19 protein-coding genes are annotated in these 19,316 nt (G+C 59.1%); 15 read left to right on the top strand and 4 right to left on the bottom strand.

The window, feature by feature from the left end:
* The gene (locus tag ABEH87_RS15985) at positions 1–996 is read left to right on the top strand and encodes a hypothetical protein (RefSeq protein WP_346577650.1); all 996 of its coding nucleotides are present in this window, start codon (positions 1–3) and stop codon (positions 994–996) included.
* Here the strand turns inward: ABEH87_RS15985 and ABEH87_RS15990 are convergent.
* Together ABEH87_RS15990 and ABEH87_RS15995 are read right to left on the bottom strand one after the other, a co-directional pair.
* Positions 977–1,441 (bottom strand): hypothetical protein, encoded by a 465-nt coding sequence (locus tag ABEH87_RS15990; RefSeq protein WP_346577651.1) that lies wholly within the window; start codon positions 1,439–1,441, stop codon positions 977–979. The genes ABEH87_RS15985 and ABEH87_RS15990 overlap by 20 nt on opposite strands.
* The gene (locus tag ABEH87_RS15995; RefSeq protein WP_346577653.1) at positions 1,416–2,339 is read right to left on the bottom strand and encodes a transcriptional regulator; all 924 of its coding nucleotides are present in this window, start codon (positions 2,337–2,339) and stop codon (positions 1,416–1,418) included. Before ABEH87_RS15995 ends, ABEH87_RS15990 begins: the two co-directional genes overlap by 26 nt.
* Before the next feature lie 396 nt (positions 2,340–2,735).
* Here ABEH87_RS15995 and ABEH87_RS16000 point away from each other — a divergent pair, with 396 nt between their 5' ends.
* The 5 genes from ABEH87_RS16000 (at position 2,736) to ABEH87_RS16020 (ending at position 7,413) form a co-directional block, all read left to right on the top strand.
* Positions 2,736–3,347, top strand: a complete 612-nt coding sequence (locus tag ABEH87_RS16000) for a cupin domain-containing protein (protein ID WP_346577654.1) — start codon at positions 2,736–2,738, stop codon at positions 3,345–3,347.
* A gap of 177 nt (positions 3,348–3,524) precedes the next feature.
* Positions 3,525–4,961: a circularly permuted type 2 ATP-grasp protein gene (locus tag ABEH87_RS16005; protein WP_346577656.1), complete on the top strand. Its 1,437-nt coding sequence runs from the start codon at positions 3,525–3,527 to the stop codon at positions 4,959–4,961.
* Positions 4,955–5,884 (top strand): alpha-E domain-containing protein, encoded by a 930-nt coding sequence (locus ABEH87_RS16010; RefSeq protein ID WP_346577657.1) that lies wholly within the window; start codon positions 4,955–4,957, stop codon positions 5,882–5,884. Before ABEH87_RS16005 ends, ABEH87_RS16010 begins: the two co-directional genes overlap by 7 nt.
* Complete coding sequence (locus ABEH87_RS16015; protein ID WP_346577659.1) at positions 5,884–6,684, top strand: transglutaminase family protein; 801 nt, start codon at positions 5,884–5,886, stop codon at positions 6,682–6,684. The genes ABEH87_RS16010 and ABEH87_RS16015 overlap by 1 nt, the downstream gene beginning before the upstream one ends.
* A gap of 18 nt (positions 6,685–6,702) precedes the next feature.
* Positions 6,703–7,413, top strand: a complete 711-nt coding sequence (locus ABEH87_RS16020) for a proteasome-type protease (protein ID WP_346577660.1) — start codon at positions 6,703–6,705, stop codon at positions 7,411–7,413.
* An 84-nt stretch (positions 7,414–7,497) separates the two neighbouring features.
* Here ABEH87_RS16020 and ABEH87_RS16025 read toward each other — a convergent pair whose 3' ends face one another.
* Positions 7,498–8,694 carry a serine hydrolase domain-containing protein gene (locus ABEH87_RS16025; protein ID WP_346577662.1) on the bottom strand — a complete coding sequence of 399 codons (1,197 nt, stop codon included), beginning with the start codon at positions 8,692–8,694 and terminating at the stop codon, positions 7,498–7,500.
* A 156-nt stretch (positions 8,695–8,850) separates the two neighbouring features.
* On the opposite strand from ABEH87_RS16025, the gene ABEH87_RS16030 reads away from it, so the two are divergent.
* From ABEH87_RS16030 to mdcH, 9 genes are all read left to right on the top strand, one after another.
* Positions 8,851–10,578: a GNAT family N-acyltransferase gene (locus ABEH87_RS16030; protein ID WP_346577664.1), complete on the top strand. Its 1,728-nt coding sequence runs from the start codon at positions 8,851–8,853 to the stop codon at positions 10,576–10,578.
* 255 nt (positions 10,579–10,833) lie between these two features.
* Complete coding sequence (gene mdcA / locus ABEH87_RS16035) at positions 10,834–12,486, top strand: malonate decarboxylase subunit alpha (RefSeq protein WP_346577665.1); 1,653 nt, start codon at positions 10,834–10,836, stop codon at positions 12,484–12,486.
* On the top strand, positions 12,486–13,355 hold the full coding sequence (locus ABEH87_RS16040) for a triphosphoribosyl-dephospho-CoA synthase (RefSeq protein ID WP_346577667.1): 870 nt from the start codon (positions 12,486–12,488) through the stop codon (positions 13,353–13,355). The genes mdcA and ABEH87_RS16040 overlap by 1 nt, the downstream gene beginning before the upstream one ends.
* A 183-nt stretch (positions 13,356–13,538) precedes the next feature.
* Positions 13,539–13,838 carry a malonate decarboxylase acyl carrier protein gene (mdcC, locus tag ABEH87_RS16045; RefSeq protein ID WP_346577668.1) on the top strand — a complete coding sequence of 100 codons (300 nt, stop codon included), beginning with the start codon at positions 13,539–13,541 and terminating at the stop codon, positions 13,836–13,838.
* Entirely contained in the window at positions 13,831–14,667 is an 837-nt protein-coding gene (locus ABEH87_RS16050) for a biotin-independent malonate decarboxylase subunit beta (protein WP_346577670.1), read from the top strand. Before mdcC ends, ABEH87_RS16050 begins: the two co-directional genes overlap by 8 nt.
* Positions 14,664–15,464 (top strand): biotin-independent malonate decarboxylase subunit gamma, encoded by an 801-nt coding sequence (mdcE, locus tag ABEH87_RS16055; RefSeq protein WP_346577672.1) that lies wholly within the window; start codon positions 14,664–14,666, stop codon positions 15,462–15,464. Before ABEH87_RS16050 ends, mdcE begins: the two co-directional genes overlap by 4 nt.
* Positions 15,465–15,602: 138 nt before the next feature.
* Complete coding sequence (locus ABEH87_RS16060) at positions 15,603–16,562, top strand: AEC family transporter (RefSeq protein ID WP_346577674.1); 960 nt, start codon at positions 15,603–15,605, stop codon at positions 16,560–16,562.
* Between the two features lies 1 nt (position 16,563).
* Positions 16,564–17,175 (top strand): malonate decarboxylase holo-ACP synthase, encoded by a 612-nt coding sequence (locus ABEH87_RS16065; protein WP_346577675.1) that lies wholly within the window; start codon positions 16,564–16,566, stop codon positions 17,173–17,175.
* Positions 17,172–18,077: a malonate decarboxylase subunit epsilon gene (mdcH, locus tag ABEH87_RS16070; RefSeq protein ID WP_346577677.1), complete on the top strand. Its 906-nt coding sequence runs from the start codon at positions 17,172–17,174 to the stop codon at positions 18,075–18,077. The genes ABEH87_RS16065 and mdcH overlap by 4 nt, the downstream gene beginning before the upstream one ends.
* Here mdcH and ABEH87_RS16075 read toward each other — a convergent pair.
* Positions 18,067–19,002: a LysR family transcriptional regulator gene (locus tag ABEH87_RS16075; protein WP_346577679.1), complete on the bottom strand. Its 936-nt coding sequence runs from the start codon at positions 19,000–19,002 to the stop codon at positions 18,067–18,069. The genes mdcH and ABEH87_RS16075 overlap by 11 nt on opposite strands.
* Positions 19,003–19,316: the final 314 nt, after the last annotated feature.

Raw genomic sequence — 19,316 nt, forward strand, 5'->3', positions numbered from 1 at the left:
ATGTTTAAAAACAGCTTATTTTTACTGCTTTTCACTCTGCTGATGCTCTGCATCAGCCCCGCGCGCGCCTTTAACTGCGCCCGTGTCTCTGGCATGGCGGAACAGGCCGTGTGCAGCAGCCCGCAGCTGATGTGGCTGGACGGCGTTTATAACGATGATTTCTACGATCGGGTCAAAGATGACCCGCAGCATGCGGAGCAACTGATCGTTAACATGCATCATGAACCGGATGCCTGCTCCAGTGAAAGCTGTCTGCGCAGTGCCTATCTGTATGTGTTCAGCAAAATGTATGGTACAGAACGCAGCTTTGACTGGGAAGGCACCTGGTGGAACACCTCGGCCAGCCACGGGAATAGTGGAAAAATTCTGATAACCAGCCCGTCAGGATGGGGATTCCGCATGGATGCTACGGTGCAGGGCGGCATTTATCAAACGGCGCTGAGAGCCGATGTGCGCCAGTATTACGGCATTGGCTTCAGCGATAAAATTGCCTGGGGTGGGGACTGCGCGATGATGCTGATCCCGTTGCCTGATGGCAGACTCAAGGTCACCAGCGACAGCACTAACAGCTGTAAGCTGCTGATGTCGGGCGGGGTGGCTATTGATGGTATCTACACAAAAAGCGCCAGCGATCCGCGTCCCGCCGCTACGCTGCTGAGCCTGGGCATTCTTCCCGATCGGCAAACCGATGAAAAATTCCGTCAGCTGGTCGGCAACGACTACCAGAAGTATGTCGATACGGCGACCGCATTCACCCGCGAGAACGACCTCGATAATCTCGGGGCCAGCGTGGTGACCATGTGGGTAAAAGGCCGGGCCGATCGCCAGGCCGCGATGATCATGACGGATCCACAAGGGAAAATCTGGGCGCTACGCGTCGAGCCGACAAAAGGTGATGAGGTGACCCTGCATTACGCCACCACCGAGCCGGATAAAAAGAGACTGCCTAACACGCTGTCTGGCTGGCAGGCTCGTTTTAACGTGCATCAACGCTGAGAATTTGCCCCGAAGGAAAGATAATCATACGTTCATTGCCAAAGCGCAGAGCGTAAAACTGCACGAGATTATGGCCTCCGGGGCCGAGTATGCTTTTAATAATGCGCGCATCACCTTTATCGGCGTAGTAGACCGGCTGATAGTCAAAGGTCGTGGTTTCAGCGTCGCTCTTCAACTGCTGTAAATTCACTTTGATCATAAACTGGCTGTCATCAGGACTGGTCAGCGTCATGGTGATTTTATCGTCAAGCACCAGGAAGTGCGGATTATAGACTTCACGCTGGTTTGACAGCAGGTCATAGTAACCCAGCTGCTGATCTTCTCCGTTCAACGCCGAGGTGAACAGAACCTCGTGGTTTTCTGAAAATGGCTTCAGCAATAGTGCGCCTGCGGCAACTCCTACCGTGACCAGCAGTAAACTAATTGACGCAGTTCGCCATTTCATTCAATTTTCTCTCGCTTTCCCGATAGATCAGCGCGCTCAGCAGCGTGCCGTTAATGCGCCAGTTCAGAATTTTCATTGCCAGCTGTTTGCGGCCACAGGTATTGTGCAGCGTCATCGTATAATTCAGTGATGTCCCTGAAAACCCGTAGATGACATCCATTTTTACCTGCTGATTTTTCAGATGCTGATTAAGCATATAGAGCGTGGTGCCAAGCTGTTTATTTAACTCGGCAGTGGCGGAAGGGTCACCGCTGTGTATCAGTTCGCGCAGACTGATATTGCTGTAAAGCGAGGCATCCTGCTGTTTGAGCGTGGTGCGCGGAGAGGAAAACCAGGACCCGCTAATCCACACCAGAAGGGCCAGCAATAATAACGCCTGCACCGGCACCAGCCAGAACCAGCGTTGGTGCTCCGTGCGCAACGCGGCGGTTTCGGGCTGCGTCTGTGGCGGCGAAACGGATGCAGAAGCCGCCTCACGCTGCGGTTCACTCCCTTCCGGTAACGTCCCCGCAGGGGGCGCGGCCTCATCAGGCTGCAACGTAATCACTGCCAGCGCATCCAGGTCAGAAGGGGATACACGCTGGCAAAACTCCGCTTCAAGGATATAGCCCTTCTTCGGAATGGTTTTAATAATACGCTGCTGTTTACCATCATCTTCAAGCGCGACACGCAGGGCATGAATCGCATTGGGTAAACTGTTATTTCCAATAACCCGTCTTTCCCAGACCAGCGTGTTCAGCTCATCCCTCGATAGAATCTTTCCGGCGTGTTCTGCCAGAACCTGCAACAGCTTGAGCTGATATTCACCCAGCCGACGCTGTTCACCACTTTCCTGGTGAAGCAACGTGCCAGAGGCAAAATCAATGTACCAGTGGTGAATAATATAATCCGCGGTCATAAAGTGTCATATTTCAAAAAATCGGTGAATGTATGTTGGGGTGTTTTTAGGTGCGACCAGGAATCAACGGGCACCATTGGTCAGTTTATTCCTAATATTAGCGTACAGAAATTTTAACTGGAATTAATCGGGTTATTTTTATCTGAATAAGCTTAGTAAGCAATGATTATTATTGTAAGGAGTGACTGTTACGAGTGTCACCTAACGGCAGACGCCCTACCGGGCGCGAAGCGCACGACGATAGCGGCTGCAGAACCGGGTGTGAATTTGAGTTAAGTCTATTTAAATTAATAAGTTATGTGATCTGCTGCGCGATGTATTTATTGCAAGCTGGTGGAAAAGTGCCACAATTAATTTAACCAGTCCTTAACAAGGAAATTTACCCAGGAGCCAGATATGTTGACCAACTCTCGCAGTGTAATGTTAATGATGTCGTTTGCTGCCGGGACCTTTGCTGCAGGTGCCTCCTCTAATCCGCGACATCTTATGCTGGCGCAGCCCTCACAGGGCATTCCTAATAACGTGCTGCCGCTGATCATCTATCCGCAGATCGTCCCGGACCAGGCGGAAGAAGGGGAAGAAGAGATCACCACGGATCTGGCTCAGTGGTTCAGAACTGAGTTTGGCCGCCACGGCTGGCCGGTCAGCTGGCATGCGCCGATTTACCCCTATACCCATTACCACCCGAACACGCATGAACTGCTGGGGATCACCGACGGCTGGGCAGAGATCCTGTTCGGCGGCGAAAGCGGACGCATGGTCACCGTTTACGCCGGTGATGTGGTGCTGATCCCGGCGGGCGTCGGGCATCAGCAGATTGCGGCCAGTGACGACTTTATGGCCGTTGGCGCTTATCCACCGGGCGTCACCCCGAAAACCCTGCGCGACGAGCAGGCATTGATGGAACAGTCTATGCTTGAAATAAAACGCGTCGCGATGCCAGAGACCGACCCCGTAACCGGTGGGGAAGGCGCACTGACCGAAGTCTGGCACCCGCTGGCCCAATAATCGCTTCACCGCAACGCACCGTAACGGTGCGTTCGCCTTCCGCGCTTCGCTTTCCCTGACCCGACTGACCACCAGGTTAACGTCAGAACCTCATTCCGTGCGGGACGGGCTGCCCGTCCCGATCTGGCACACTTTGTGCAGCTCTCACTCAGGTTCACAGACAGCGGTAGGGAAATCATGAATCACAGCTATCAAATAGCATCGCACTTCTATGATGAGATGTTGCTGAACGATGGACGCTATCGCGGACACTATCGGGAATACTGGCAGTGGTTACAGCAGGCTGACCAGCAGGCGATTGCGCGCAAGCGCGAAGAGGCGGAACTGCTGTTTCACCGCCTGGGGATCACTTTCAACGTCTATGGCGACGACGGTGGCGCCGAGCGCCTGATCCCGTTCGACAGCGTACCGCGTATTATTCCCGCCAGCGAATGGGCCATGCTGGATAAAGGCATCCGTCAGCGCGTACAGGCGCTTAATGCTTTCCTGCATGATATCTATCATGAGCAGCGTATTCTCAAGGCGGGTATCATCCCGGCGGAGCAGGTGCTGGTTAACGACCAGTATCAGCCCTGCATGCAGGGCATCAACCTGCACCGCCATCTCTACGCGCATATTATTGGCGTGGACATGGTGCGCAACAGCGATGGCGAATACTACGTGCTGGAGGACAATCTGCGAACTCCGTCCGGCGTCTCGTATATGCTGGAAAACCGCAAAATGATGATGCGCCTCTACCCGGAGCTGTTTGCCGACCAGCGCATCGCCCCGGTTGAGCGTTACCCCTCGCTGCTGCTTCAGACCCTGCGCGAAAGCTCGCCGGTCAACGATCCGGTGGTGGTGGTGCTGACCCCTGGTCGCTTCAACAGCGCCTACTTCGAGCACAGCTTCCTTGCCCAGCAGATGGGGGTGGAGCTGGTGGAAAGTGCCGATCTGTTTGTTAAAGACGGTGCGGTGCTGATGCGTACCACCGCCGGGCCGTGCAAGATCGACGTGATCTACCGCCGCGTCGATGATGCTTTCCTCGATCCGTTGGCCTTCCGGCCCGATTCCATGCTGGGCGTTCCCGGACTGCTGTCGGTTTACCGCGCCGGTAATGTGGTGCTGGCCAATGCCATCGGCACCGGCGTGGCCGATGATAAGTCGATCTACCCCTACGTCCCTGACATGGTGCGCTTCTATCTGAATGAGGATCCGATCCTCAATAACGTCCCCACCTGGCAGTGTCGCCGCCCGGATGAACTGTCGTGGGTGCTGGCAAATCTTGAAAAGCTGGTGGTGAAAGAGGTCCACGGCGCGGGGGGCTACGGCATGCTGATAGGGCCGGTAGCCAGCCAGCAGCAGCTGGCGGATTTCCGTGCGCTGCTGAAAGCCAGGCCGCAGAACTACATTGCGCAGAATACGCTGGCGCTCTCTACCTGCCCGACCTTTGTCGAGCAGGGGCTGGCACCGCGCCATATTGACCTGCGGCCGTTTGCCCTGAGCGGGGCCGATATCCGCCTGGTTCCCGGCGGGTTGACCCGCGTGGCGCTTACCGAAGGTTCGCTGGTGGTGAACTCTTCGCAGGGCGGTGGCACCAAGGATACCTGGGTTCTGGAGGATGACGCATGCTAAGCCGCACGGCCACTGGCCTGTACTGGATGGCGCGTTATTTAGAACGCGCCGAAAATATTGCACGAGTGCTCGACGTGACTCATCGTCTTTCCCTGATGCCGGTGCGCGGCAGCCATAACAATGAGCTGCGCGTCCCCCTTAACCTGACCAACACCGATGAGCTTTACTGGTCGGTCAGCGACCGGCTCTCCATGCCGCAGCTGTTCAGCTTTTTTGCCTTTGATGAGCGCAACCCCGGCAGCATTTATAACTGCTGGCAGGCGGCGTGGAATAATGCCCACGCGGTGCGCGGCAGCCTCTCCTCCGAGGTGTGGGAAAGCATTAACTCCAGTTGGATAGAGCTGCGCAAACTGCGCCAGACCGGCATCAGCAGCAGCGGGGCGGATGCCTTCTTCGACTGGGTAAAAGAGCGCTCGCATCTGTTTCGCGGCGCGATGTTTGGCACGCTAATGCGCGGCGATGCGATGAGTTTTATCCGCCTGGGCACGCTGCTGGAGCGGGCTGACTGCACGGCACGTTTGCTGGATGTTTACCAGTATCTGAGCGACGACGATGACGACACGGTACGTGAATATTACCGGCTGGATACGCTGCTGCGTTCGGTCTCCGCCCGCGAGGCCTACCACACCATCTACAAGCAGCAGCTGGCGGCCGACGGCGTAAACGAAATGCTGATCCTGCGCGAGGAGAGCCCGCGATCGCTGCGATCCTGCCTGGATGAGATCGCCAATCAGCTCAACCTGATCGGCAGCAGCGGCGAAGATCGGCCGCGCTATCTGCTGACCGTGCTGCACGCCCAGCTGCGGTTCAGCAGCTGGGAATCCCTGATGAGCGACGGGCTGCACGCCTGGCTGCAACGTTTTCTCGACGAACTGGCATTGATTGCCGACAGCATTCACCACACCTATCTGGAGGCAAAATAATGAAGCTGACCATCGCCCATAAAACCTGTTTCAGCTATCAGAGCCTGGTGCGGCAGAGTACCCAGTATCTGCGCCTGACGCCGCAGAACTCGGTGCATCAGCATATTATTTCGTGGGAGCTGCTGCTGCCGGAAGAGGCGATCTGCACCACCGATACCTGGGGTAACGTGCTGCACGTGCTGACGCTCGACCGCCCGCATCAGGAAATAGAGATTGAAGCGCGCGGCGTGGTGGAGATCCTCGACGACGAGGATCCTTCACCGGACCCGGACTGTACGCTGTCGCCGCTGGTGTTCCTGCGCTACAGCCCGCTGACCCAGCCGGATGAGGCTATCGTGGATTTTGCCCGGCGCTACTGGCGGGAAGAAGCACCGCTGGCCAGCCTCGAGCGCCTGATGGGTGAACTGCTGCTGAAGATGCCCTATCAGCCCGGATCGACGCTGGTGACCGATGCGGCGGCGAAAGTCTTCGCGGCGGGCAGCGGGGTGTGCCAGGATCACAGCCATGTCTTCCTTGCCTGCTGTCGCAGTCTGCATATCCCCGCTCGTTATGTGAGCGGCTATCTGTATACTGATCACGTTGAACACGTGGCGACGCATGCCTGGGTGGAAGCCTGGATAGACGGCAGCTGGCACAGTTTTGATATCACGAATAACACCCGCAGCACCCGCCAGCATCTGAAGCTGGCCGTGGGCGTGGACTACCTGGATGCCTGCCCGGTACGCGGAATGCGCCTGGGGGGCGGCAGTGAAAATATGCAGGCAGTGGCTGCGGTACAGCTGGTATTTTCGCAGCAGTAATCTTATATCGGACTAACTATGACCTACTGTGTGGCAATGCGTTTATCGTCAGGGATGATTTTCGTTTCTGATTCGCGCACTAATGCGGGTGTGGATCACATCTCCTCGTTTCGTAAGCTTCATGTTTTTCAGCAGGAGGGCGAACGAACCCTGGTGCTGCAAAGCGCCGGGAATCTGGCGACCACCCAGAGTGCGCTGAGTCTGCTGCGGCGCGGCTGCGAGGACGGCAGCCAGTTCAGCCTGATGAATGCGACGAATATGTACGACGTGGCGCTGCTGGTCGGTGAGACGCTGCGCGCGGTGATCAAGCGCGACGGCGAGGAGTTTGGCGGCACGCTGATGCTCGGCGGGCAGATTAAAGGCGAGGAGCCACGGCTGTTTCAGATATACCCGCAGGGGAATTTCATTGAGGCCAGCACGGATACGCCCTATTTTCAGATCGGAGAAAGCAAATACGGCAAGCCGATTATCGATCGCGTGCTGCGCTATGACACGCCGCTAGACCAGGCGATGCAGTGCGCGCTGATTTCGATGGATTCAACCCTGGCGAGCAATATCTCGGTTGGCCTGCCGCTGGACGTGATGGTTTACCCGACCGACAGCTACAGCAGCATGCAGCAGTATCATATTACCGAAAAACACCCCTATTTTTCCCAGATCCGCCAGCTGTGGAGCAGCGGCCTGTTAAGCGTGTTTTCGCAGCTGCCGCCGCTGGAGCTGGACGAATAACCTGTGGAACACATGACCGCTCCCTGCAACAGCCCATTCCGTTGTTTTCTGTCGGGGGTGACCCTCTTTTCCGCTCAACCCGTTTTAGCGGCATCCCCCCGGCATATCCCTGTTTTCCGCCATGCGCAATAACATGCGGTGGCCGATGGTGTTATCCCAGTTAAAACTGTTCTGTAACACCACTATCGCCGTCCTGTGCTTCAGGTCCATGCCGATATAGCTGGCATAGCCGCCGATAAACCCGGACTGATAGATGATGTTCTGGCCGTGAAGATGATTGCTCAGCCACGCCAGCGCCGGAGAGTCATGCTCCGCCTGCTTAAAACGAACGGTGATGGCATCGGCAAACGCCTGGTCCAGCTGCGCATCACCGCTGCCGTAAAGATGCGCGCTGAGGTAGCTCAGCAGATCGTTCGCGCTCGACCACAGTGAAGCCGCCCCAACCATATCCCCCTTAAACTGCCAGTCCGGCACTTTTTCCCCACGGATAACAAATCTGGGCTGATCCCCGGCGTGGCCGCGCGCGCGCAGCGCATACCCCGGCAGCCGCTGTGGCTGATAGCCGGTGTGCTGCATGCCCAGCGGCGCAATAATTCGCTGCCGGGCAATCGACTGCGGCGTCTGCCCGGAATACTGCGTCAGGGTGTAATCAAGAATGGCATAGCCGAGATTGGAGTAGACCACCTGCTGACGATGCGGACGCGAAAAATCTGCCAGATAATCCAGGAATTCCCCGTCATCCAGATCGTCGTAAAACGGCGCGCCGCTGAACAGATACACCGTCAGTTTGCGCAACATATGCAGCGTGGGCATCTGGCGCGGCAGCCCGGCGGTGTGGGTCGCCAGCTGCTGCAGCGTAATCTGGCGCGCATCCGCGCTGAGCGCCACGCGGTCGCCCGTCAGCTGTCCGAGCGTATCGCGCCAGTGCAGCTTACCCTCAGCCACCAGCAGCGCGGCGCTCTCAGCGGTGAACCCTTTGGTCAGCGAGCCGACGGCAAACAGCGTATCGCCGCTAATCGGGATGCGCTTATCGCTGTCGGTAAAACCGTAGCTGAAGATATGGCGCTGGCGGTTCGCGTCCAGAACGGCCACCACGATGCCCGGTGTCTGTTGCCGATCGATCAGCGGCTGCGCCAGCTGGTCAATCTGCGTCCTGAGCGGCAGATGACAGCTCGCCTGCAGGCTGGCTGCTGTCGAGGTATCAATGCTGTTGCTGGAAAGTGAGCCGCAGCCCGCTGCCAGCAGGCAGAAAAGGAGCAGCAGCGTTTTCAGGTTGTTCATAATGCTGCCAGGGGCGCGGATAGTCGTGTCTGCTGCATCAGATTTGCGTGGCTGAACTATACGTAAACTGACAGCGTCTTGCAGCTGTCATTTTTCCGACACGCCAGCGTCATGCGGGCTGGTTAGTGTGCCGTTAAAACACCCGGAGGCTAACCTGTGTTTACAATAGAGCGCGTACTGGACGATCTCAGTCCCGGTCATGACACCCCTTCCTGGCAGAAAAGCATACTTCGCCGCCTGCTGCGCGAAAAAGAGTTCCAGCAGTTCAACCAGCGCAACCGCCACCTGAAAGGGCTGGATATGGTGGAGCAGGTGCTGGAATACCTGGATGTCAGCTGCGAACTCAGTGAACGAGACCTGGAGCAGATCCCAAGCCGTGGGCCGGTGGTGATTGTCGCTAACCATCCACTGGGAACGCTGGACGGTCTGGCATTGTTACATGCGGTATCGCAGGTGCGACGCGATGTTAAAATCGTGACCAACCGCCTGCTGAACTGCCTGGAGTCGCTGAGCAGCCTGATGGTGCTGGTCGATAATATGGGAAACCGCACCAGCCGCCAGCAGATTGGACAGATGCAGGATCAGCTGGAAAATCAGGGGGTGCTGATCTTCTTCCCTGCGGGGGAGGTTTCCCGTTTCGGCAGCAAAGGCGTTAAAGACGGCAAGTGGAGCCACGGTTTTCTGCGCCTGGCTGCCCGCTTCCGTGCGCCGGTGGTGCCTGTTCACGTCAGCGGCCGCAACAGTGCGCTGTTCTACCTCACCTCAAAAATTTACCAGCCGCTGTCGATGCTGCTGCTGGTGCGTGAAATGTTCGGCAATCGCGGGACGCGGCTGAAATTAAAAATCGGTAAACGCATTCCTTATGCCAGCTGGCACGATGGCCGCACCCCGGCGAAAGAGCTGGCGGCACGTTTTCGTCGCCATCTGTACCGCATCGGGCAGGGGAAGTCGGCGCTGTTCCAGACCGAAGCGGCGATTGCGCGCGCGGAAGATCGGGCGGTACTGAAGCGTGCGCTGGCAGGGTGCGAAATGCTGGGGCATCTGCCCGACGGCAAAATGATCTATCTGTATCGCCGTCAGGGGGAGGACTATGTCCCTGTCCTGCGCGAGCTGGGGCGGCTGCGTGAAATTGCCTTCCGGGCGGTGGGCGAGGGCAGCGGTACGCGGCGCGATCTCGATGATTACGACGACGATTATTACCACCTGATTTTATGGGATGACGAAGCGCTGGATATCGTGGGTGCCTACCGCTTTATCCCCACCGCTGAACAGTTTGAGCGCAAAGGCTTCGACGGTATCTACAGCCACAGCCTGTTCCACTATGACCATCAGATGAACCCGGTGCTGATGCAGGGCATTGAGCTGGGGCGCAGTTTTATTCAGCCCGCTTACTGGGGCAAACGCGGCCTCGACTATCTGTGGATGGGGATTGGCGCCTATCTGGCAAAATATCCGCAGTACCGTTATCTGTTTGGTCCGGTGTCGATCTCCGGCGGACTGCCGCTGGCGGCGCGCGATCTGCTGGTGGCCTTCTACCGCCTCTACTTTGCGCCGGAACTGGCGCTGGCGACGTCACGCCGCCCTTATCCGGCCTCACTGCCGGACGTGCTGGCCCAGTTTAGCGGCGATAACTACAGCGAAGATCTGAAACGGCTGAAGCGGTTGTTAAGCAACCTTGGCACCGGCATTCCGCCGCTTTATAAGCAGTACTCGGAACTGTGCGAGCCTGGCGGCGTGCAGTTTATCGACTTCGGCAGCGACCCGGACTTCAATCACTGCATTGACGGGCTGGTGCTGGTGGATCTCACCCGGCTGAAAGAGAGCCGCTTCCAGCGCTATATCGCGGTACACCAGCGGCAGCCAGAGCAAAACCCGGCGGCGTAAACTGCCCTTGCCGTGCTGAAAAAGAGCCCGTCCGCTGGAGGGTTCTTTTCTTTTTTTAACGCCTGCCAGACCCGTTCTGTGACCTCTCTCTGAAACGAATTCCTTTATCTCACTGAATAAAATCGGTTTTACCAGAACGTTACCCCCTGGCTAACGTTCCGACTCTGAGCGTAATTGTTACCGCGCACCGGTGGGTGCAGACTAGCAATCAGACTGAAGCATCCCTGACAGGATGCACCTACAGGAGGTTACATCATGATTTCCAACCCGTCCCCTCGTGTCTGGGATACGCGCCGTCGTGAAAAACAGCGGCGCATTGCCAGCCTTGGCCTCACCAATAAAATACTGCCCACCGGCGACCTGGTCGCCATGCTGGAAAAACTGATCGTTCCCGGCGATCGGGTGGTTATGGAAGGGAATAACCAGAAGCAGGCGGATTTTCTCTCCCGTTCACTGGCGCAGGCTGCCCCGAAAAAGCTGCACGACCTGCATATGATCATGCCGAGCGTCGGGCGCAGCGAACATCTGGATATCTTCGAAAAAGGGATTGCCCGCAGGCTCGACTTCTCCTTCTCCGGCACGCAAAGCCTGCGTATTTCGCAGCTGCTGGAAGACGGCCAGCTGGAAATTGGCGCTATCCACACCTACATCGAACTTTACTCGCGGCTGTACGTAGACCTGATCCCGAACGTCGCGCTGGTCGCCGGGTTCAAAGCTGACCGTAAAGGCAACCTCTATACCGGCCCGAGTACCGAAGATACCCCGGCGCTGGTTGAAGCGGCTGCGTTCCATGACGGCATCGTCATCGCTCAGGTCAATGAGCTGGTCGACGATGAATGCGATCTGCCGCGCGTCGATATTCCGGGCTCGTGGATCGACTTTGTGGTGGTGGCCGACAAACCGTTCTTTATCGAACCGCTGTTTACCCGCGATCCGCGCCTGATCAAACAGGAACACATACTGATGGCGATGCTGGCGATCAAAGGCATCTACGCCGAGCACCAGGTGCAGTCGCTGAATCACGGGATCGGTTTCAACACTGCCGCCATCGAACTGCTGCTGCCAACCTACGGGGAACAGCTGGGTCTGAAAGGTAAAATCTGCCGCCACTGGACCCTGAACCCGCATCCGACCTTAATTCCGGCCATTGAAAGCGGCTGGGTGGAGAGCGTGCACTGCTTCGGCGGCGAGCTGGGGATGGAAAAATATGTCGCCGCCCGCCCGGACGTGTTCTTCACCGGGGCCGACGGGTCGATGCGTTCGAACCGCGCTTTCTGCCAGATGGCCGGTCAGTATGCCGCTGATATGTTCATCGGTTCCACTTTACAGGTGGACGGCGACGCGAACTCCTCCACGGTGACCCGTGGCCGCCTGTCTGGCTTCGGCGGCGCACCGAATATGGGCCACGATCCGCACGGCCGACGCCATGCCACGCCTGCCTGGCTGGCGATGATCAATGAACCTGACCCGATGGCGCGCGGCCGTAAGCTGGTGGTGCAGATGGTGGAAACCTTCCAGGCTGGCTCAAAACCGACCTTCGTTGAGAAGCTGGAAGCGATTGATGTGGCAAAAGAGTCCGGCATGCCGCTGGCCCCGGTGATGATCTACGGCGATGACGTCACCCACGTGCTGACCGAAGAGGGGATTGCCTACCTCTATCGGGCAACATCGCTGGAAGAGCGGCGCGCGATGGTGGCGTCAGTCGCCGGCATCACCGATATCGGTCTGGGTGTTGATGCGAAGCGCGTGGCGCAGCTGCGCCGCGAAGGCAAAGTCGCCTTCCCGGAAGATCTGGACATCCGCCGTACCGATGCCCGCCGTTCTCTGCTGGCCGCAGGCAGCGTTGCTGACCTGGTGGAGTGGTCCGGTGGTTTATACCAGCCGCCCGCTAAATTCAGGAGCTGGTAATGAGCCTGCAGCGGCAGCTCGCCGCCTCTCCTGCTGAACGTCACGCCCGGCGTCTTTCATCTCTGGCAACCCGTTGCCTGCTGATGGAAGCGAACCTGACGCCGAAGCCAGGGCTGGTCGATCGCCGCGGTAGCGGAGCGCATCATGACCTGACGCTGGCGCTGATGGCGCGTTCTGCCCACAGCCTGACGCCGATGTTCCATCAGCTGGCGCTGCAAAGCTGGCGGCGTCCCGCAGATATTGCTCTGCGCCAGACCGCAGGACGCCTGGGGCGCGAAGGGGAGGCGGTGATGATGCGCGAGACCGGCGGGGTCAATACCCATCGCGGCGCCATCTGGGCGCTGGGGCTGCTGGTGTCTGCGGCGGCGATGTGCGGTGGCAGCGGCAGTCCGGCGCAGATTGCCGCAACCGCCGCGCGTCTGGCACAGCTGCCGGATGCCGCCGCCCCGAAGCTGTTCAGCAACGGCCAGCGTGCCAGCTCACGTTACCGCCTGCCTGGCGCGCGCGAAGAGGCTCAGCAGGGGTTCCCCCACGTGATGAATCTGGCGCTGCCGCAGCTCTGGCACAGCCGCCAGCAGGGGGCGGACGTTAACGCTGCCCGGCTCAATGCGCTGATGGCGATCATGACCTCACTGAGCGATACCTGCGTGCTGTCACGCGCCGGCATGGCCGGGCTGGCAGCGATGCAGCAGGGCGCAAGAGCGGTGCTGGCGGCAGGCGGGGTGCAGCACCCTGCCGGGCAGCAGGCGCTGGCCGTACTGGATGCGCAGATGCTGGCGCTGAATGCCTCACCGGGCGGCGCGGCAGATCTGCTGTCTGCCGCACTGTTTCTGGACCGTGTCCGTGTAGGAGCACCCGCTTCTCTGTAGGGGCGGACCTTTTGGACCGTGTCCGTGTAGGAGCACCCGCTTCTCTGTAGGGGCGGACCTTTTTTTCCGGTCCGCCGGGATAACGACAGCGGCACATGCCCGGTGTGGGGAACCTGGTCCCCTGTAGGGGCGGACCTTTTTTTCCGGTCCGCCCGGACATGAAACAAATTTTACGAGGATCTTATGCAACAGATAACGTTTTCTTTTCCGGCCACACGCCGCCTCAGCGGTAAGGCGCTGGCGGGCGTAGTCGGTTCCGGCGATATGGAAGTGCTCTACGTCGCGGACGATCGTGACGAACTGCGCGTGGCCATCACCACCTCGGTAGATAACAGCAGCCCGCGCTGGCAGGCGCTGTTTGAGCGCCTGAGCAGCTTTAGCGCGCTGCCGTCCGGGCAGATGACGATCCACGACTTTGGTGCCACTCCCGGCGTGGCGCGCATCCGCATTGAACAGGTGTTTGAGGAGGTAGCCGATGCGTAACGACAGCAGCTTTATCGAACTGAAAGCGCGTGAACGCGCCCACCTGCTGCTGGATGACGGCAGCTTTCGCGAACTGCTCGATCCTTTCGACGGCATAATCTCACCGTGGCTCGGTGCGCAGGGCATCGTGCCGCAGTCAGACGACGGCATGGTGGTAGCCAAAGGCACCATCGACGGCCAGCCTGCCGTAGTGATTGCCATTGAAGGGGCGTTTCAGGGCGGCAGCATGGGCGAGGTCTCCGGCGCGAAGATGGCGGCCGCGCTGGAACTGGCGGCAGAAGATAACCGCAACGGCATTCCGACCCGCGCCGTACTGTGCCTGGAAACCGGTGGCGTGCGCTTACAGGAGGCGAATCTCGGCCTGGCGGCGATTGCCGATATTCACGCTGCGATTGTTGACCTGCGCCGTTACACCCCGGTGGTGGGCATTATTGCCGGGACCGTGGGCTGCTTTGGCGGTATGTCTATCGCCGCCGGGTTGTGTAGCTATCTGATTGTCACGCGTGAAGCTCGTCTTGGTCTGAACGGCCCGCAGGTGATTGAACAGGAAGCGGGAATCGATGAGTACGACTCGCGCGACAGACCGTTTATCTGGAGCATGACCGGGGGAGACGTGCGGGCGCGCAGCGGCCTGGTGGATGCGATTGTTGCTGACGGTCAGCAGGCCATCAGAGAAGCGATGCGCGCAGCGCTGGCCAGAGGCGTACCGGCGACGGTGCGCTCGCAGCGTTACCCGCACTATCTGCCGCGCCTGGCGCAGTTTGACACCCGCCAGCAGGCCGGTGAACAACAGATCACACAGCTATTCAGTGGGGAGGATCGCAAATGAAACAGCCAACAGGACGCGGTGAAATCTGGCTACAGCAGCTCAGCGGCGGCGCGGCGCGCATGTCGGGATTATGTCCTTCCGTACAGGTCGCTGACGGTGAAGTAAACGGTGAGGCAGCCCGCTTTATTGCCGTGGTGCCCGATGCTGATAACCACTATCCCCGCGCTGCTAAGGGCGAGGTCGGGCTGCTAGAGGGCTGGACGCTGGCGAAAGTGGTGAATGAAACGGTGGCAGAGGATGCGGCTAAAACCGACAAGCGGCTGATTGTGGCGGTGATTGATGTCCCCAGCCAGGCGTATGGCCGTCGCGAAGAAGCTTTCGGCATTCATCAGGCGCTGGCCGCCGCTGCAGGAGCCTACGCCGAGGCCCGGCTGGCCGGGCACGTGGTGATTGGGCTGATCGTCGGTAAAGCGATGTCCGGAGCTTTCCTCGCCCACGGCTATCAGGCCAACCGGCTGATCGCCTTTAACGACAGCGGCGTGCTGATCCATGCCATGGGCAAAGAGGCCGCAGCGCGCATCACGCTGCGCAGCGTGGAAGCGCTGGAAAAACTGGCGCAGACCATTCCGCCAATGGCTTACGACATCAAAAACTACCACAAGCTGGGGCTGCTGGAGGCGCTGCTGGATATCCGCCAGCCGGATGCTCCGGACGCTGCCGACGTGGCACAGGTGCAGCAGGCGCTGGCCGCCGCTGTCGCTGCGGCACGGCGTGACCCCGGTCTGCAGTGTCGCTTACAGGCGGAAAATCGCCGCAGTTCGGCCATGGTCAGGGAGCGACTGCGCAGCCTTTGGTAACTGCATATCCAACCCTTTTTTTTAGAAAATAAGACAACCTGCCAGGTGTCGTTGAGCCTGCTCCTGCATGCTCAACGGCTGTCACCTGAAAAATAATAATCATCGCGCCTGTGCTTACTTCAACTATCAGGTGATGTTATGACTTATGTAATCATTAATGCTCTTGCCCCTATCTTCGTCATTATGCTGCTGGGCTTCTATGCCGGCAAAACCGGGATGGTGGACAACAAAAACGTCTCTTTACTGAATATTTTTGTGATGGATTTCGCCCTGCCGGCTGCGCTGTTCAGCGCCACCGTGCAGACGCCGTGGAGCGGAATTATCCAGCAGTCACCGCTGATTCTGGTGCTGGTGCTGGCCATGTGGATTGTCTATGCGGCGATCTATTTCATCAGCACAAGGCTGTTCCATAAGTCGCCGCAGGATGCGGCGGTACTGACGCTGACCGTTGCCCTGCCGAACTATGCGGCGCTGGGCCTGCCGATCCTCGGCAGCGTACTGGGGGAAGGGGCATCCACCTCGCTGTCGGTGGCGGTTTCCATTGCCTGCGGCTCAGTGCTGATGACCCCGTTTTGTCTGCTGACGCTGGAAAGAGAAAAAGCGCGTGCGGCGGGGAATGGTGCCAATACCGGCATCGGCATGCTGCCGGTGCTGATGTGGCGCTCGGTCACCAAACCGATTGTCTGGGGGCCGCTGCTGGGCGTGGTGCTCTCCGGGCTGGGCATTTCAATGCCGGGTCTGGTGCTGGCGGCTATCAAACCGCTAGGGCTGGCGGCGACCGCCGGAGCCCTGTTCCTGACCGGGGTGATCCTGTCGGCACGACAGCTGAAGATCAACGGGGTGGTGGTGATGTCCAGTATCACCACGATGCTGATCCAGCCGCTGATTGCCTGGGGGCTGGTGATCGTGTTCGGCATCAGTGGCCCGGTGGCGATCACAGCGATCCTGATGGTGGCGCTGTCGGCCGGGTTCTTCGGTGTGGTATTTGGCAACCGGTTCGGTGTGCAGTCACCCGATGCCGAGGCGACGCTGCTGATCAGTTCGCTATTGTGTATCATTACCTTACCGCTGTTTATCACCCTGACTTCCGGAATTTAATATGACCGTGACGCCACATGATTTGATCTGGATCCGCGCTGCGGATGCCCTTGAAGGGGAGCTGCCAGACTGGGTGGCCAGCCAGTGGCAGCGGGTGCTGCCGCTGGTGGTGCGCCGCGACAGCGATCAACATGGGCGTATTGCGGTTGGCGTACGCGGCCTGCGGCGCGATCAGCGTGCCGCAGGCTGGGTGGCACCAGAGCACATGGTGCGCTCGCTGTCGCCGGAGGCGCTGAGTGACACCGCGCACCTGCTGGCATCGCCTTTTGTTTCGCAGCCGCCGGTGCAGGCGGCGATTCAGCTGGCGCAGCAGCGCTGGTGGTGGCCGTGGGGGATTACCGGCAGCGTGGGATATGCGCTGGCCACCGAAGTGCCGGTTCTGCACGACGACAGTGACCTCGATCTGCTGATCCGCTGCCCGCAGCCGGTGGCGGAACAGGAGCTGAGACGCTGGCAGGCGTTTGTCAGCCAGCTGCCGTGCCGGGTCGATACCCAGGTGGAAACGCCCGCAGGGGCCTTTGCCTTAAATGAATGGCTGCGCGACGGGCAGGTGCTGCTGAAAACCAACGCGGGACCGCGCCTCACCCCGCAGCCGTGGAGTGCAACATCATGAAAATACTCTTCTCTTTTCCCGGCCAGGGCGCGCAGCGTCCGGGGATGCTGCAACACCTGCCTGACGGTGCGGCGCTGCTCGACGAGGCCAGTGAGATCCTGCAGCAGGACGCGCGTCTGCTGGACAGCGCCGCCGAACTGCAACATACCCGTGCGGTGCAGCTGTGCCTGCTGATTGCCGGGGTTGCACACGCCCGTGAGCTGCAACGCCAGGGGGTTGAGCCGGATATCACCTGCGGGCTGTCGATTGGCGCTTTTCCGGCAGCCGTAGCGGCCGGGGCGCTGGCTTTTGACGACGCGCTGCGGCTGGTGGCACTGCGCGGCACCCTGATGGAGGAGGCCTACCCTGAAGGCTATGGCCTGACGGCGATTGTCGGCCTGAGCGAGCAGCAGCTGAAGCCGCTGCTGGGCAGCGAATGCTGGCTGGCGAATATCAACGCCCCACAGCAGATGGTGATTGCCGGCAGTGAAGCGGCAATGAGCGCCGTCGCCAGCCGGGCGCTGAACGCCGGGGCGCAGAAAATTCACCGGCTGGCGGTCAGCGTCCCTTCTCACTGTGCGCTGCTGGATGCACCGGCGGCGAAGCTGGCGGAAGCCTTCCGCCCGGTCGCACTACAGCGCCCGCGCTGTGCGTATCTCAGCGGCAGTACGGCGCGGGTGCTGTGGCAGCCTGAGCAGATTGCAGATGACCTGGCAGGCAATATGGCACGTACCGTGCGCTGGCACGAGGCGATGGTGGCGGCAAATGAACGTGACGTGCGGCTGGCTATTGAGATGCCGCCGGGGGCCATTCTGACGGGCCTGACGCGCGTGGCATTTTGTGGCTGTCCGGGAGAGGCGGTTGCGCTGGAGCAGGGGGGCGATCTGCTGGTGCGTCGCCTGGCGGCACGTCTTACACGCTAGTGGTTGTCAGCGAGCGCTGCCGGCTGTACATCCGGCCTTCGGCCACCAGCGCCAGCAGGTTCGGGTCATACTCGCGGTTGCGCTCAAACACAATCGCGATATTCTGGCGCATCTGATACGGCTGCGCCAGCTTCAGTAGCTGCACCGAGTTCTCATACACCCGCTTCATTCTTCCCGGCAGCAGGGTAAAACCCACGCCCGCCTGCACCAGACTCAGCATTGAAAAAATATCATTGACCCTGGTGACAATATTCGGCTCATATCCGGCCACATTGAAGGCCTCCTGAAATCCCTGCCAGGTGGCAAAGCCTTCCGCCAGCGAAACAAATTTTTGCTGACGGAAATCGCGCAGGTCTGCCGGGAAACTGGTGTCCAGACCGGACGCCGCCGGGGCAGCGAGAAAGATATCGTCATCAAACAGCGGCAGGCTTTCGAAACGGCTGTAGTCCAGCTCACCGGGAGCGATGGCAATCAGAATGGCATCCAGCGACCCCTCCTCAAGGCGCGCGGTCAGCATCTGGTTCGATCCCATGGTCAGCTCTATTTCCAGGTCCGGGCGGCGTATTTTCATACCCATGATCAGCTGCGGGACGGTCTCCAGCGTCAGTGAATAGAGCGTGCCGATGCGCATCCGACCCTGGCCGACACCGGCAGTTTTGCGCGTCTCCTCAATGCCGCGTGACATCACATCCATCGCCTCCTGGCTGTATTCCCATAGCGTATGGGCGGCAGGCAGCGGGACCAGATTGCGCCCTTTATGGATAAACAGCGGGCAGCGCATGCTCTCTTCCAGACTGTGCAGCGCCCGGTGGACGCTGACGCTGCTGATGCCCAGAGCTTCAGCGGTGCGCGCCAGATTACCCCGGTTCATAAAAGCGATAAAAATTTCCAGTTTACGAAAAGTGATATCTGAATCAATGTTCATAACAGCCTGTATCCGGTTGGAGGACGGTGGAAGAATGGACGGTATTCTAGGCTGTCGCAGCGCGTTCTGTTTAACGCAATCATGCGCTGCGGCCTGTAATCAACTGTTTCCCCGACAGTTGAAGCGTCGATGAATGATAGTCATAGCATGGGCCGATCGAAAAAAAGGATCGGCCCCTGGGGTATTCCCTTTTATTGCGGGCCGATCGAAAAAGAGGATCGGCCCCTACGGAATTTTTTTTGTAGGGGCTGACCTTTTTTTCCGGTCAGCCCTCAATGCCAATGCACAAACGCTCCTGTCACCTCTCTGTCATC

This window comes from Erwinia sp. Eh17-17 (assembly GCF_039675725.1).
Taxonomy (GTDB): Bacteria; Pseudomonadota; Gammaproteobacteria; order Enterobacterales; family Enterobacteriaceae; genus Erwinia.

What these genes read in the sequence shown, in the direction of transcription:
- ABEH87_RS15985 (WP_346577650.1), top strand. Translation starts at nt 1, where the DNA reads ATGTTTAAAAACAGCTTATTTTTACTGCTTTTCACTCTGCTGATGCTC.
- ABEH87_RS15990 (WP_346577651.1), bottom strand. Translation starts at nt 1,441, where the DNA reads ATGAAATGGCGAACTGCGTCAATTAGTTTACTGCTGGTCACGGTAGGA.
- ABEH87_RS15995 (WP_346577653.1), bottom strand. Translation starts at nt 2,339, where the DNA reads ATGACCGCGGATTATATTATTCACCACTGGTACATTGATTTTGCCTCT.
- ABEH87_RS16000 (WP_346577654.1), top strand. Translation starts at nt 2,736, where the DNA reads ATGTTGACCAACTCTCGCAGTGTAATGTTAATGATGTCGTTTGCTGCC.
- ABEH87_RS16005 (WP_346577656.1), top strand. Translation starts at nt 3,525, where the DNA reads ATGAATCACAGCTATCAAATAGCATCGCACTTCTATGATGAGATGTTG.
- ABEH87_RS16010 (WP_346577657.1), top strand. Translation starts at nt 4,955, where the DNA reads ATGCTAAGCCGCACGGCCACTGGCCTGTACTGGATGGCGCGTTATTTA.
- ABEH87_RS16015 (WP_346577659.1), top strand. Translation starts at nt 5,884, where the DNA reads ATGAAGCTGACCATCGCCCATAAAACCTGTTTCAGCTATCAGAGCCTG.
- ABEH87_RS16020 (WP_346577660.1), top strand. Translation starts at nt 6,703, where the DNA reads ATGACCTACTGTGTGGCAATGCGTTTATCGTCAGGGATGATTTTCGTT.
- ABEH87_RS16025 (WP_346577662.1), bottom strand. Translation starts at nt 8,694, where the DNA reads ATGAACAACCTGAAAACGCTGCTGCTCCTTTTCTGCCTGCTGGCAGCG.
- mdcA (WP_346577665.1), top strand. Translation starts at nt 10,834, where the DNA reads ATGATTTCCAACCCGTCCCCTCGTGTCTGGGATACGCGCCGTCGTGAA.
- ABEH87_RS16040 (WP_346577667.1), top strand. Translation starts at nt 12,486, where the DNA reads ATGAGCCTGCAGCGGCAGCTCGCCGCCTCTCCTGCTGAACGTCACGCC.
- mdcC (WP_346577668.1), top strand. Translation starts at nt 13,539, where the DNA reads ATGCAACAGATAACGTTTTCTTTTCCGGCCACACGCCGCCTCAGCGGT.
- ABEH87_RS16050 (WP_346577670.1), top strand. Translation starts at nt 13,831, where the DNA reads ATGCGTAACGACAGCAGCTTTATCGAACTGAAAGCGCGTGAACGCGCC.
- mdcE (WP_346577672.1), top strand. Translation starts at nt 14,664, where the DNA reads ATGAAACAGCCAACAGGACGCGGTGAAATCTGGCTACAGCAGCTCAGC.
- ABEH87_RS16060 (WP_346577674.1), top strand. Translation starts at nt 15,603, where the DNA reads ATGACTTATGTAATCATTAATGCTCTTGCCCCTATCTTCGTCATTATG.
- ABEH87_RS16065 (WP_346577675.1), top strand. Translation starts at nt 16,564, where the DNA reads ATGACCGTGACGCCACATGATTTGATCTGGATCCGCGCTGCGGATGCC.
- mdcH (WP_346577677.1), top strand. Translation starts at nt 17,172, where the DNA reads ATGAAAATACTCTTCTCTTTTCCCGGCCAGGGCGCGCAGCGTCCGGGG.
- ABEH87_RS16075 (WP_346577679.1), bottom strand. Translation starts at nt 19,002, where the DNA reads ATGAACATTGATTCAGATATCACTTTTCGTAAACTGGAAATTTTTATC.